The sequence below is a fragment of the Microbacterium sp. GbtcB4 genome (assembly GCF_019091465.1).
Classification (GTDB): domain Bacteria; phylum Actinomycetota; class Actinomycetes; order Actinomycetales; family Microbacteriaceae; genus Microbacterium; species Microbacterium paraoxydans.
In genome coordinates, this window is sequence record NZ_JAGXJJ010000009.1 from 15,339 (window position 1) to 27,792 (window position 12,454).

At 71.1% G+C, this 12,454-nt stretch carries 11 protein-coding genes and 1 other RNA gene; 9 read left to right on the plus strand and 3 right to left on the minus strand.

Annotated features, from left to right (window positions below):
• The first annotated feature begins 6 nt into the window (after nucleotides 1-6).
• Nucleotides 7-960 carry an L-lactate dehydrogenase gene (locus KVS71_RS14310; RefSeq protein WP_105949920.1) on the plus strand — a complete coding sequence of 318 codons (954 nt, stop codon included), beginning with the start codon at nucleotides 7-9 and terminating at the stop codon, nucleotides 958-960.
• Between the two features lie 33 nt (nucleotides 961-993).
• Here KVS71_RS14310 and KVS71_RS14315 read toward each other — a convergent pair whose 3' ends face one another.
• Nucleotides 994-1,758, minus strand: a complete 765-nt coding sequence (locus KVS71_RS14315) for an SDR family NAD(P)-dependent oxidoreductase (RefSeq protein WP_217584874.1) — start codon at nucleotides 1,756-1,758, stop codon at nucleotides 994-996.
• 100 nt (nucleotides 1,759-1,858) lie between these two features.
• On the opposite strand from KVS71_RS14315, the gene KVS71_RS14320 reads away from it, so the two are divergent.
• On the plus strand, nucleotides 1,859-2,695 hold the full coding sequence (locus KVS71_RS14320; protein ID WP_105949918.1) for a helix-turn-helix transcriptional regulator: 837 nt from the start codon (nucleotides 1,859-1,861) through the stop codon (nucleotides 2,693-2,695).
• 11 nt (nucleotides 2,696-2,706) lie between these two features.
• On the opposite strand, the gene KVS71_RS14325 is transcribed toward KVS71_RS14320, so the two are convergent.
• Nucleotides 2,707-3,546: an aldo/keto reductase gene (locus tag KVS71_RS14325; protein ID WP_060921832.1), complete on the minus strand. Its 840-nt coding sequence runs from the start codon at nucleotides 3,544-3,546 to the stop codon at nucleotides 2,707-2,709.
• Between the two features lie 100 nt (nucleotides 3,547-3,646).
• Here KVS71_RS14325 and KVS71_RS14330 point away from each other — a divergent pair, with 100 nt between their 5' ends.
• From KVS71_RS14330 to rnpB, 4 genes are all read left to right on the plus strand, one after another.
• Nucleotides 3,647-4,030 carry a YchJ family protein gene (locus KVS71_RS14330; RefSeq protein ID WP_060921831.1) on the plus strand — a complete coding sequence of 128 codons (384 nt, stop codon included), beginning with the start codon at nucleotides 3,647-3,649 and terminating at the stop codon, nucleotides 4,028-4,030.
• Between the two features lie 37 nt (nucleotides 4,031-4,067).
• Nucleotides 4,068-4,805 (plus strand): zinc ribbon domain-containing protein, encoded by a 738-nt coding sequence (locus KVS71_RS14335; protein WP_060921830.1) that lies wholly within the window; start codon nucleotides 4,068-4,070, stop codon nucleotides 4,803-4,805.
• Nucleotides 4,806-4,827: 22 nt separating this feature from the next.
• The gene (locus tag KVS71_RS14340; RefSeq protein ID WP_217584875.1) at nucleotides 4,828-6,528 is read left to right on the plus strand and encodes a bifunctional 3'-5' exonuclease/DNA polymerase; all 1,701 of its coding nucleotides are present in this window, start codon (nucleotides 4,828-4,830) and stop codon (nucleotides 6,526-6,528) included.
• A gap of 24 nt (nucleotides 6,529-6,552) precedes the next feature.
• An RNA gene (gene rnpB / locus KVS71_RS14345) (RNase P RNA component class A) lies at nucleotides 6,553-6,909 on the plus strand.
• A gap of 133 nt (nucleotides 6,910-7,042) precedes the next feature.
• Here rnpB and ppgK read toward each other — a convergent pair.
• Nucleotides 7,043-7,789 carry a polyphosphate--glucose phosphotransferase gene (ppgK, locus tag KVS71_RS14350; RefSeq protein ID WP_025103605.1) on the minus strand — a complete coding sequence of 249 codons (747 nt, stop codon included), beginning with the start codon at nucleotides 7,787-7,789 and terminating at the stop codon, nucleotides 7,043-7,045.
• 81 nt (nucleotides 7,790-7,870) lie between these two features.
• On the opposite strand from ppgK, the gene KVS71_RS14355 reads away from it, so the two are divergent.
• From KVS71_RS14355 to KVS71_RS14365, 3 genes are read left to right on the plus strand one after another with little or no spacing between them, the layout of a single operon-like run.
• The gene (locus KVS71_RS14355) at nucleotides 7,871-8,110 is read left to right on the plus strand and encodes a hypothetical protein (RefSeq protein ID WP_025103604.1); all 240 of its coding nucleotides are present in this window, start codon (nucleotides 7,871-7,873) and stop codon (nucleotides 8,108-8,110) included.
• Nucleotides 8,111-8,112: 2 nt separating this feature from the next.
• Entirely contained in the window at nucleotides 8,113-9,450 is a 1,338-nt protein-coding gene (glnA, locus tag KVS71_RS14360) for a type I glutamate--ammonia ligase (protein WP_025103603.1), read from the plus strand.
• A gap of 7 nt (nucleotides 9,451-9,457) precedes the next feature.
• Entirely contained in the window at nucleotides 9,458-12,433 is a 2,976-nt protein-coding gene (locus KVS71_RS14365) for a bifunctional [glutamine synthetase] adenylyltransferase/[glutamine synthetase]-adenylyl-L-tyrosine phosphorylase (protein ID WP_217584876.1), read from the plus strand.
• The last annotated feature ends 21 nt before the right edge of the window (nucleotides 12,434-12,454 follow it).

Genomic DNA, 12,454 nt, shown 5'->3' on the forward strand with positions numbered 1-12,454 from the left:
GGGCGCATGGAGATCATCGAGAACTCGAAGCTCACCGTCGTCGGCGCCGGAAGCGTCGGATCGAGCGTCGCCTACGCGGCTCTGATCCGCGGCTCGGCCCGCCACGTCGCCCTCTACGACATCGCGACCGAGAAGGTCGAGGCGGAGGTGCTGGACCTCGCGCACGGGACGCAGTTCACCGGCAGCAGCGACATCATCGGGGGCAGCGACATCTCGGTGGCGGCCGGTTCCCATGTCGTGGTCATCACGGCGGGAGCGAAGCAGAACCCGGGACAGACGCGCACCGAGCTCGCCGGGGTGAACGCCGGCATCATCCGGCGCATGATGCCGGAGCTGCTGTCCGTCGCGCCGAACGCGGTCTACGTCATCGTCACGAACCCGTGCGATGTGCTCACCGTCATCGCTCAGCAGGAGACGGGCCTGCCCTCGGAGCGCATCTTCGCCTCCGGAACGGTCCTCGACACCTCCCGGCTGCGCTGGAAGCTGGGGGAGCGGGCGGGAGTGTCCACGGCGAGTGTGCACGCCCACATCATCGGGGAGCACGGCGACACCGAGTTCCCGCTCTGGTCGCGGGCGACGATCGGCACGGTCCCGATCCTCGACTGGGAGACGCCGGAGCACCCGCGCTTCACACTGGAGGAGCTGGACGAGATCGCCGTCGACGTCCGCGACGCCGCCTACAAGGTGATCCAGGGGAAGGGCGCCACGAACTACGCGATCGGGCTCTCCAGCGCGCGCATCGTGGAGGCGATCCTCCGGGACGAGCATGCGGTGATGCCCGTGAGCACGGTTCTCCGCGACTTCCACGGGATCGACGGCGTCGCCCTGTCCGTGCCGTCGATCGTCAGCGCCGCCGGGGCCGTGCCGATCCGCACGACGGCGTTCTCGGATCGGGAGCTCGACCTGCTGCGGCAGTCCGCCGACGCGCTCACCGCGGTCGCCGCATCCCTGCAGGAGTGACGCCGGTGGGGCGGCGGTCCGCCCCACCGGGGTTCACCGGCCGTGCGGATCCGTGCGGTTGAGGACCGTGACGACCTCGTCGTAGTCGCCCCGCGCCTCGCCGTAGCGGAGGAACTTCACCCGCTCGACTTGGATCTCGGTCGCGTCGGGCTGGGTCTCGATGAGCGTCATGACCTCGTCGACGAACGCGTCGAGCGGCAGAGCGGCCTCGTTCTCCGCATGCCCGGGCATGAGGTCCGTGCGCACGGCGGGCGGCTCGAGTTCCTGCACCGCGACGGTCGTACCCGCGAGCTGCAGCCGCAGCGACTCGCTGAGCATGTGGATCGCCGCCTTGCTCGCGTTGTACGTGGGCGTGACCTTCAGGGGCGCGAACGCGAGACCGGAGGAGACGGTCATGATGGTCGCCGACGGCTGGGCCCGCAGGTGCTCGATGAAGGCGGCGATGAGACGGATCGGGCCGAGGATGTTCGTCGTGACGGTCTCCTCCGCGGTGGACAGGAAGCCGGCCGGCGTGGTCCAGTCCTCCGTGCGCATGATGCCTGCCATCGTGATCAGCACGTTCAGCGTCGGATGTGCGGCGAGGACCGCGGCCGCGGCCTCGTCGATGCTCGCCGAGTCCGCGATGTCGATGCGGACGGTGTGGAGCCCGGGATGCGCGGCAGTGATCGCGGTCAGCCGGTCCCCGCGGCGTCCCCCGACGATCACGGTGTTGCCGCGCTCCTGCAGCCGGAGCGCCAGCGCCAGACCGATCCCGCTCGTCGCGCCGGGGATGAAGATGGTGTTTCCGGTGATGTCCATGACCTCAGCCTCGGCGCTGTACCGGCCCCGTTCCAGAGACGGCTGATCGGGGGATCGGCGGTCCCTGGATCCCGTCCCGCGTCCGGGGGATACTGCACGGATGGATCGCGATGCCCTGGCCGACTTCCTCCTGCGCCGTCGGGAGGCGCTGCGTCCTGCCGACGTGGGCCTGCCCGAGGGGACTCGGCGACGGACGGCCGGACTGCGCCGCGAGGAGGTCGCACAGCTGGCGACCATGTCGACGGACTACTACACGCGTCTCGAGCAGCGTCGGGGCCCGCAGCCGAGCGCGCAGATCCTCGCCGCCCTCGCCCGCGCGCTGCGGCTGTCCTCGGACGAGCGTGACTACCTCTACCGGCTCAGCGGGCTCAGCGCTCCCGATCGGGCGGTGATCACCGACTACGTCCGTCCCGGAATCCTCCGGGTGCTCGACCGTCTGCACGACACCCCGGCGTTCGTGGTCTCGGCGCTCGACGAGGTGCTGGTGCAGAACGACGCCTCGCGCGCGCTGATCGGAGACGCGAGCGGGCTGACCGGGCTCGACCGGAGCGGCATCCACCGCTGGTTCGCGCGCCCGGGGGAGGAACGGCGGCGATACCGGGAAGTCGATCACCCCCGGCAGTCACGGGCGCTGGTGGCGGCGTTGCGCGCGGCGTACGGGACGATGGGCGCGCGGTCGCGGGCGGGGGAGATCGTGGCGGATCTGTCGGAACGGAGCCCCGAGTTCGTGCAGCTCTGGGCGGCTCACGAGGTCGCCCGTCGCTTCGAGCAGCACAAGGTGATCGTTCATCCGGAGCTGGGGGAGATCGAGGTGGACTGTCAGGCGCTGTTCACGGAGGACGAGTCGCAGGCGCTCATCGTCCTCACGGCGCAGCCCGGGAGCGAGGCGGCTGAAAAGCTGGAGTTCCTGCGCGTACTCGGCACGCAGAGCGTCTGAGCCTTCGCGGCTCAGGACTCCTCGTGCACGGCGGGATCGCCGTCGAACAGGCGCCCGTCCGCGCGTCCGAGTGCGGTGATCGCGGCGACCTCCGCGTCGTCGAGCACGACCGCGGCGGCGGCGAGGTTCGCGGCCTGGTGCTCTGCGGACGACGCCTTCGGGATCGCGACCGTCTCCCTGGCCACGTGCCAGGCGAGGACGGTCTGCGCGGGCGTGATGTCGTGAGCGGTGGCCACCTCGCGGACGACATCCTCGTCGAGGAGGGCCTGCGCACGCCCCAGGGGGCTCCAGGCCTCGGTGAGGATGCCGCGCTCCCGGTGATAGGCCAGCTGCTCCTCCTGCGGGAAGTACGGGTGCACCTCGATCTGGTTCACGACCGGCCGGACCCCGGTCTCCCGTTCGATGCGCTCGAGATGCTCGGGGAGGAAGTTCGAGACGCCGATCTGGCGGACGACGCCGCGCGACTGGGCGTCCACGAGAGCCGCCCATGCCTCGACGTACTCGTCCTGGCTCGGGTTCGGCCAGTGGATGAGGTGCAGGTCGGTCGCGTCGAGGCCGAGGCGGGATCGGCTCTCCTCGATGCTGGCGGTCGCCGTCGCGCGGGCATGGTGCCGTCCGGGGAGCTTCGTCGTCACGATGACCTCGGAGCGGGGGACGCCGGAGGCCGCGACGCCGCGCCCGACGGAGCCCTCGTTCTCGTAGTTGAACGCCGAGTCCACGAGTCGGTAACCCGCACGGAGCGCCTGGGCGACCGCCTCCGCCCCGGCGTCACCGTTCAGCCGATACGTGCCAAGACCGAGGGCCGGCAGGGCGAAGCCGTTGTGGGCGCGGAAGGTGGGGACAGTGGTCATCGATGCTCCTGGCGTTGGCGTGCCTCCAGCGTAGGGCGAGTTGGCGCATCACGGCCCTCCGCGCGATGCTGGCAGGCATGACCCTGATCGTCGCGCTCCCATGACGGCGTCCTTCCGCTGCCCCTGCGCCTCGGGGGATACGTTCGCCGCCTGCTGCGGACCGCTCCTCGACGGGGCATCCGCGCCGACCGCCGAGCGACTGATGCGCTCGCGCTACACGGCTTTCGTGCGGGAGGACGGGGCGTACCTGCTCCGTACCTGGCACCCGGAGACGCGACCGGAGACGATCGCCTTCGAGGACGACCTCGAGTGGCGTCGGCTGGTGATCGTGGATCGCGTGGCCGGCGGCCCGTTCGACACGGAGGGCGTGGTCGAGTTCGAGGCCTTCTGGCGGCAGGGCGGCACGCGTGGATCGTTGCACGAGCGCAGCCGCTTCGTCCGCGAGAACCGGACGTGGCTCTACGTGGACGGCGACATCCGATGATGCGGCGCTCGGCCCGGCAGCGACTAGATTTGAGAGCGTGAACGCCACCCCGGAGAACCAGCGCACCCTGCTCGACATCGCGGACCTCGACCGGCGCATCGCGCAGGCGGAGCGTGCCCGCACGCAGCCGAGCCAGGCGGGCCGGATCGCCGAGCTCGTCGCCATCCGTCAGGAGCAGCTCCGCGAGCTCACGGTCCTGACCGGCGCCAGGGACGACGCCCGCACCGAGCTCTCGCGGCTGGAATCGGATGTCGCGCTGGCGGAGCAGCGGCGCGACCGCGACGCCCAGCGCCTCGCGGCGGCCACCAACCCGAAGGAGGCGCAGGCCCTGGAGCACGAGCTCGCCAGCCTCGCCAAGCGTCTGAGTGACCTGGAGGACGCGGAACTCGACGTCATGGGCCGGGTCGAGGAAGCCGACGCCGCCGTGGCCGCGCAGCAGGCGCTGCTGGATGCGACGACCGCGGAGGGCAGCGCGCTCACCGCCCAGGGCAAGGCCGATGTCGCTGCGGCGGCCGAGCTCGGCGCCCAGCTCGCCCGGGACCGGGAGGCCGTCGCCGCCACCGTTCCCGCTCCTCTGCTCGCGGAGTACGATCGTCGCGCCGCGAACAGCGCCGGAGCTGCGCTCCTCACCCGCGGAACCTGTGAAGGCTGCCGCATGATGCTCCCCGGCACCGATCTCAACGAGATCCGTCGCGCGCCCGAGGACGAGGTCGTCTCGTGCCCCGAGTGCGGCTGCATCCTCGTGCGCACCGAGGAGTCGGGACTCTCTTCATGAGCGCATCCGGCCTGCACCGCCCGTGACGGCGCCGGCGTCGGGCCCGGAGCGACGCCTCGCGCTGGTCGGCCTCGGTGCGGGGGCGTACGCCGCGATCGAGCTCGACGAACACGACGAGGAGCAGCAGCGCACGCTCCTGCCCGCGGCGGAACTCGCCGGATGGGTGGCCGCGGTCGAAGCCGCCGACGCCCCGCGGTGGATCATCCGTAGCGCGGCCGAGATCTACGCGCTGCTCCTGAGCGAAGGCGTCAGGATCACGCGCAGCCATGATCTCGTGCTCTGCCACGCGATCCTGCGCGACACGGCCATGGCGTCCACGCCGCTGGTACCCGCGGCGGCGTGGGAGCGCCGCGACCCGGTCGACACCACCCCGTCCCTGTTCGACGTCCTCGACGAGGAGTCCGGCGAGGACGCGATCGCCGCGGCACTCGAGCAGTACCGCGCACAGCGGACCGTGATGGCGGAGGCGGCCGACGGGCGCCTGACGCTGCTGTGCGCCGCGGAGTCGGCCGGCGGGCTGATCGCGGAGGAGATGCGCGTCGCGGGGCTCCCGTGGGACGCCGGGGTGCACGATGCGATCCTCACCGAGACCTTGGGGGCTCGTCCGGCCGCGGGCGGGCTGCCCCGACGGATGGTGGAGCGCGGCGACGAGGTGCGGGCCCTGCTCGACGACCCCACGCTGCACCTGGACAGCCAGCCGAAGCTGCTGCGGGCGCTGCACCGCGTGGGCGTGTCGGTGGAGTCGACGAGCAAGTGGGAGCTGTCCGCCCACGAGCACCCGGTGATCGAACCGCTCCTCGCCTACAAGAAGCTGTCTCGACTGCTCAGCGCGAACGGCTGGAGCTGGCTGTCGGAGTGGGTGCAGGACGGCCGCTTCCGTCCGGTGTACATCCCCGGAGGCGTCGTCACCGGACGGTGGGCGTCGGCCGGCGGCGGTGCCCTCCAACTGCCGCGCAACCTCCGCCCCGCGGTGCGTGCGGATCCGGGCTGGGCCCTCGTCGTCGCGGACGTCGCCCAGCTGGAGCCGCGGATGCTCGCGGCCATGGCGTCCGATGAGGCGATGGCGGCCGCGGCGCGCGGCGGCGACCTCTACGCGGGGGTCGTCGCGTCGGGTGCCGTCGCGACCCGCGAGGAGGCGAAGTACGCGGTGCTTGGTGCGATGTACGGCGCCACCAGCGGCGACAGCGGGCGACTCGTTCCTCGGCTGCGGAAGGTGTACCCGCGTGCGATGGCGCTCGTCGACGACGCGGCGCGTGTCGGGGAGGATGGCGGCATCGTCTCGACCTGGCTCGGTCGCTCCTCGCCGCGTCCGTCCGCGGAGTGGATGCGGCTGCAGGCCGATGCCACGGGCGCCGACGCCGATCCCGCCGTGGTCTCCCACGCACGCCGCCGCGCACGGGAGTGGGGGCGCTTCACCCGGAACTTCGTCGTCCAGGGCACCGCGGCGGAGTGGTCGCTCATCTGGCTCGCCGAGATCCGTCACCGCCTGGCACAGCTCCCCGAGGTCTTCGGCGCGGCCGAGGCATCGGGGCCGTTCGCCCGGGAACCGCACCTGGCGTTCTTCCTGCACGACGAGGTGATCCTGCACACGCCGCAGGAGCGCGCGGAGGCCGCGGCCGACGCCGTCCGCGAGGCCGCTGCCGTCGCCACCACCCGCCTGTTCGGCACCTTCCCGATCGATGTTCCGCTCGACCTGCGCATCGCGGACTCCGCAGAGAAGTGAGGCCCCGTAGACTGGAGGGGCGAATGGGTCGACTGGACGGTCGCGTGGCGGGCAACCGCACCGAGGAACGTCCGGGCTCCACAGGGCAGGGCGGTGGGTAACACCCACCCGGAGTGATCCGCGAGACAGTGCCACAGAGAGCAGACCGCCCCGCGAGGGGTAAGGGTGAAAGGGTGGTGTAAGAGACCACCGGGGGTCGTGGTGACACGGCCCGCCAGGTAAACCTCGCCCGGAGCAAGGTCAGACAGAGGATGATGACGCGGCCCGCCGAGTCCTCGGGTAGACCGCTGGAGCGGCACGGCAACGTGTCGCCGAGAGAGATGGCCGTCGAAGGGGCGAAGAACCCCGGAACAGAACCCGGCGTACAGGTCGGCCCATTCGCCTCGAACGCCGAAGGCCCCGATGACTCCCGTCATCGGGGCCTTCTCTCGTTTGGGTCCCTGAGCCTGTCGAAGGGCCCTGAGCGTCCCGTTGGTCCCTGAGCCTGTCGAAGGTCCCTGAGCCTGTCGAAGGGTCAGTCGCCGGCGAGCGAGGCCGCGCCGATGATGCCGGAGTTGTTGCGGTGGATCGCCGGGACGATCGGCGTCTTCAGGTCGAGCAGGGGCAGGAAGTCGCCCGCGTTCTTCGACACGCCGCCGCCGACCACGAAGAGGTCGGGGCTGAACAGGAACTCGATGTGGGAGTAGAACGCCTGCAGGCGCTCGGCCCACTCCTCCCAGCTCAGGCCCTCCCGCTCGCGCGCCGAGGTGGCCGCGTAGGTCTCGACGGACTCGTACTCGCGGAAGTTCAGGTGGCCGAGCTCCGTGTTCGGGAGCAGCACGCCGTCGTACAGGAACGCGGAGCCGATCCCGGTGCCGAGTGTGGTCAGGAGCGTGAAGCCGAGCACATCGCGGGCGGCTCCGTGGCGAGCCTCCGCGACGCCCGCGGCGTCGGCGTCGTTCACGAAGACGATGTTGCGGCCGAGGCCGTCGCGGAAGAAGCGCTCGGCGTCGAAGTCGATCCACTCCTTCGAGACGTTCGCCGCGGAGAGGGTCTTGCCGCGCTTGACGATCGCGGGGAACGCCACGCCGAGCGGCAGGGTCGACTCGTGCACGTCGAGCGTCTTCAGGACCGTCTGCACCGCGACGAGGACGTCTTCCGGTGCCGCGCCGGCCGGAGTGGGCACGCGCACCCGATCCGAGGCCATGGTGCCGTGTTCGAGGTCGACGATTCCCGCTTTGATGCCCGTGCCGCCGATGTCGACGCCGATCGCTTTTGCCATGGCCGATAGCTTAGCGACCACGGTGCACGCCAGTAGGATCGATGACATCACCCCAACCGCTCGCGGGAAGAAGGAGCAGCCATGACCGACGGCGATCACAAGTACTGGTACAACTCCGTCACGGGCGAGGTCGAGTTCGGCATGCTGTCGCCGTCCATCGACCGCATCGGTCCGTTCGACACCGAGGCCGAGGCGCGCCGCGCCCCCGAGGTGCTCAAGGAGCGGTCGCGCGCCTGGGCCGAGGAAGAGGCCGCGGAGCAGGGCTGGGACGCGAAGCCGTCCAGTGGCTTCGGCGCAGAGAAGGGCCAGGGCGCAGAGTAGCCATGGACAAGCAGAGGGACTTCGTCCTCCGGACGATCGAGGAGCGCGGCGTCAAGTTCGTGCGCCTGTGGTTCACCGACGTGATCGGCACGCTCAAGTCCGTCGCCATCGCGCCGGCCGAGGTCGAGGGCGCCTTCGCCGAGGGCATCGGGTTCGACGGCTCCGCGATCGAGGGGCTGACCCGCACGTACGAGTCCGATCTGCTCGCCCAGCCCGACCCGACGACCTTCCAGACGCTGCCGTGGCGCGGGGAGATCGACCCGACCGCGCGCATGTTCTGCGACCTCACCACGCCCGACGGACAGCCCGCGGTGGCCGATCCCCGTCACGTGCTGAAGCGGACGCTCGCGAAGGCCGCCGATGCGGGCTTCACGTTCTACACGCACCCGGAGATCGAGTTCTACCTGCTCAAGTCGTCGTCGTTCGGTCCTGAGGGGCCCGTCCCCGTCGACTCCGCCGGCTACTTCGACAACGTCCCCGGGGGTACGGCGCACGACTTCCGTCGCCGTTCGGTCCGCATGCTCGAAGACCTCGGCATCTCCGTGGAGTTCAGCCACCACGAGGGCGGCCCCGGCCAGAACGAGATCGATCTGCGCTACGCCGACGCCCTCACCACCGCGGACAACGTGATGACCTTCCGCACGGTCATCAAGGAGGTCGCGATCGAGCAGGGCGTGTACGCCACGTTCATGCCGAAGCCGCTCAGCGGCCAGCCCGGCAGCGGCATGCACACGCACATGTCGCTGTTCGAGGGCGATCAGAACGCGTTCTACGAGGAGGGTGCGAAGTACCAGCTCTCCAAGACCGGACGCCACTTCATCGCGGGCCTGCTCAAGCACGCCAACGAGATCTCCGCCGTGACGAACCAGTTCGTCAACTCGTACAAGAGGCTCTGGGGCGGCGACGAGGCGCCGAGCTTCATCACGTGGGGCCACAACAACCGGTCCGCGCTGGTCCGCGTCCCGATGTACAAGCCGAACAAGGGGCAGTCGTCGCGCGTCGAGTACCGCGCGCTCGATTCCGCGGCGAACCCCTACCTCGCGTACGCGCTCATGCTCGCCGCCGGTCTCAAGGGCATCGAGGAGGAGTACGAGCTTCCGCCGGAGGCGGAGGACAACGTCTGGGCGCTGAGCGACGCCGAGCGCCGGGCGCTGGGCTACTCCGCCCTGCCCGCCAGCCTCGACCACGCCCTGGAGTACATGGAGGCCTCCGAACTCGTCGCGGAGACGCTGGGGGAGCAGGTGTTCAACTACGTGCTGCTCAACAAGCGCAAGGAGTGGGAGGCGTACCGCGGCCAGGTCACGCCGCTGGAGCTGAAGAACAACCTCGAGCTCCTCTGAGCGCGGCATGGCTCGCCCCGACGCCTCCGTCTCGCTCTCGGCACTCGCCCGGCTCGGGTTCGCTGAGCTGAGCGAGGCCGCGGCGTCGCTGGCGGAGCTCGAGAGCCTGCTCGGCGTGCCGCGCGCGATGCTGCTCGAGGCGGCCGTCGCGGCGGACCCGGATGCGGCCGTTCGCGGGATGCTGCGGGTCGCTCGACGAGACCCTGCCCCGCTGCGGGCGCTCGCGGACGACGAGGAGGCGCGCCGACGCGTCTGGCGCGTCTTCGGTGCCTCCGTAGGACTGGCGGAGTTCTTCCTGCGGCATCCCGACGAGCTGGACGTGCTGGCGGCACCGATCGACGTGCTCCCCTCGGCGGACGTGTGGCGCGATCGCCTCCTCGCTGCCGTCGGGGCGGAGGACGGGTTCGCGGACTCGGCGGACGACGGGACGGTCGTGGCGCTCCGCGTCGCGTATCGGCGGAACCTCGCGGAGATCGCCGCCTTCGATCTCGGCCACTCGCGCCCCGAAGAGGTCGTCGCCGCGGTGGCCGCTTCCCTCGCGGATCTCGCCGGCGCCGCCCTCGAGGCCTCGCTCGCGATCGCCCGCACCCGCCAGGCGCCGTCCGCCGGTCGCGAGGCCGTCGCTGCCACTCAGCTGGCCGTGATCGGCATGGGGAAGGCCGGCGCGAGGGAGCTCAACTACGTCAGCGACGTCGACGTCATCTTCGTCGGCGGCACGACGGATGAGGAGGCGCTTTCCGAGCCGCAGGCGATCGACATCGCCACGCGTCTGGCCAGGGACACCATGCGCCACCTCAGCGCCATCGAGGTCGAGCCGCCGCTCTGGGAGGTCGACGCGGCGCTGCGCCCGGAGGGCAAGCAGGGCGCCCTCGTGCGCTCCCTCGCGTCGCACGTCGCGTACTACGACCGGTGGGCGAAGAGCTGGGAGTTCCAGGCTCTGTTGAAGGCTCGTCCGCTGGCGGGCGACCCCGACCTGGGCGCCGCCTACATCGATGCGGTGCAGCCGCGCGTGTGGTCGAGTGCCGCCAGAGAGGAGTTCGTCGAGAGCGTCCAGCGTATGCGCGAGCGGGTCATGGAGCACATCGACCCGGAGGACGCCCCGTACCAGCTCAAGCTCGGCGCGGGCGGGCTGCGCGACATCGAGTTCACGGTGCAGCTGCTGCAGCTCGTGCACGGTCTCACCGACGAGTCGCTGCGCACGCGTGGCACGCTGGAGAGCCTGGACGCCCTGGTCGCCGGCGGCTACATCGGTCGCGCGGATGCGGGGACCTTCGCGGACGACTATCGGGTGCTGCGCCTCATGGAGCACCGTCTGCAGCTGCGCGACCTCAGCCGCACCCACCTCATGCCCAAGACGCCGGCCGGCCTGCGCATCCTGGCGCGCAGCACGAAGCTGGCGGAGACGGGAGAGGGCGTCTGGGCGCGGTGGGAGAGCGTCCGCCGCGAGGTGCGCGACATCCACACCCGCCTCTTCTACCGGCCGCTGCTGAGCGCCGTGGCCGGACTGCCCGAGGAGGAGCGCACCCTCTCCGCGGAGCAGGCTCACGACCGGCTCGCCGCGATCGGGTTCCGCGACCCGGCGGGAGCGCTGCGCCACATCGGCGCGCTGACACGCGGACTCAGCCGCAAGGCGACGATCCAGCGGCACCTCATGCCCGTCATGGTGCGCTGGTTCGCGGACGGCAGCGATCCTGACTACGGCCTCCTCGCGTTCCGCCGCATCAGCGAGCGGCTGGGGGACACCTCGTGGTTCCTGCGCATGCTGCGGGACTCCTCCGGCGCGGCGGAGAGCCTCACTCGACTGCTGTCGTCGTCGCGGTACATCGGCGAGCTGCTGGAGTGGATCCCGGAGTCGGTGGCGTGGCTGGACAGCGCCGAGCGGCTGCGTCCGCGGAGCGCGCAGGCGCTCGACGACGAGGCCCGAGCGATCCAGACGCGCCATGAGACGGTCGCCGACGCGTTGCGGGCCGTCCGGGCCCTGCGGCGTCGCGAGCTCCTACGCACGGCGATGGCGGCCGTCCTCGACGTCGTCACCATCGAGGAGGTGGCCACCGCGCTCACCGACATCACGGACGCGACGATCCAGGCGGGCCTCCGCGCCGTCCTCCGCGAGGTCGTGCCGCCTGAGGACGCAGCGCTCGACTTCGCGGTCATCGGCATGGGGAGGTTCGGCGGCGCAGAGCTCGGCTTCGGGTCCGATGCCGACGTCCTGTACGTTTACGACGCGAACGGCGTCGACCCCGGCAGAGCGGAGAAGCTCGCGACGAGGATCGTGGCGGGACTCCGTGAGCACCTCACCGATCATCGCCTCCCTCTCGACCTCGACGCGGGTCTGCGGCCCGAGGGGCGCAACGGTCCGATCGTGCGGTCCCTCGACGCCTACGCGGCCTACTACCGCCGCTGGTCGCTGTCGTGGGAGGCGCAAGCGCTGCTGCGGGCGCGTGGTGTCGCGGGGAGCACGAAGCTCATCGGGCGGTTCATGGAGCTCGCGGACAGCATCCGGTACCCGGAGGCGGTCGATCTTCAGGGCCTCCGGGAGATCAAGCGGATCAAGGCGCGCGTGGAGGGGGAGCGGCTGCCGCAGGGCACCGACCCGCGTCGTCACCTCAAGCTCGGGCCGGGGACTCTCAGCGACGTGGAGTGGCTCGTGCAGCTCCTCCAGCTGCAGCATGCGACCGACGTTCCGGGTCTCCGGACCACGTCCACGCTGCACGCGCTCGACGCCGCGGTCGGAGCCGGGCTCGTCGGGGAGTACGACGCCGAGCGCCTGCGGGCCGCCTGGCTGCTGTCGAGCCGTCTCCGTTCGGGCATCACGCTGCTCACGGGGCAGACGAGCGACGTCCTCCCCGCTGACCGCCGTCAGCTGGATGCCCTGGCCCGTCTGCTCGGCTATCCACCCCGGTCCGCGACACCGCTCGAGGAGGACTACCTGGCGGTTACGCGGCGCGCCCGGCGGACCTTCGAGCAGCTCTTCTACGGCTAGACGGCCGGTCGAGTTGCACGA

What these genes read in the sequence shown, in the direction of transcription:
- KVS71_RS14355 (WP_025103604.1), top strand. Translation starts at nt 7,871, where the DNA reads ATGACCGACGGCGATCACAAGTACTGGTACAACTCCGTCACGGGCGAG.
- KVS71_RS14365 (WP_217584876.1), top strand. Translation starts at nt 9,458, where the DNA reads ATGGCTCGCCCCGACGCCTCCGTCTCGCTCTCGGCACTCGCCCGGCTC.
- KVS71_RS14330 (WP_060921831.1), top strand. Translation starts at nt 3,647, where the DNA reads ATGACGGCGTCCTTCCGCTGCCCCTGCGCCTCGGGGGATACGTTCGCC.
- KVS71_RS14310 (WP_105949920.1), top strand. Translation starts at nt 7, where the DNA reads ATGGAGATCATCGAGAACTCGAAGCTCACCGTCGTCGGCGCCGGAAGC.
- KVS71_RS14325 (WP_060921832.1), bottom strand. Translation starts at nt 3,546, where the DNA reads ATGACCACTGTCCCCACCTTCCGCGCCCACAACGGCTTCGCCCTGCCG.
- glnA (WP_025103603.1), top strand. Translation starts at nt 8,113, where the DNA reads ATGGACAAGCAGAGGGACTTCGTCCTCCGGACGATCGAGGAGCGCGGC.
- KVS71_RS14320 (WP_105949918.1), top strand. Translation starts at nt 1,859, where the DNA reads ATGGATCGCGATGCCCTGGCCGACTTCCTCCTGCGCCGTCGGGAGGCG.
- KVS71_RS14315 (WP_217584874.1), bottom strand. Translation starts at nt 1,758, where the DNA reads ATGGACATCACCGGAAACACCATCTTCATCCCCGGCGCGACGAGCGGG.
- ppgK (WP_025103605.1), bottom strand. Translation starts at nt 7,789, where the DNA reads ATGGCAAAAGCGATCGGCGTCGACATCGGCGGCACGGGCATCAAAGCG.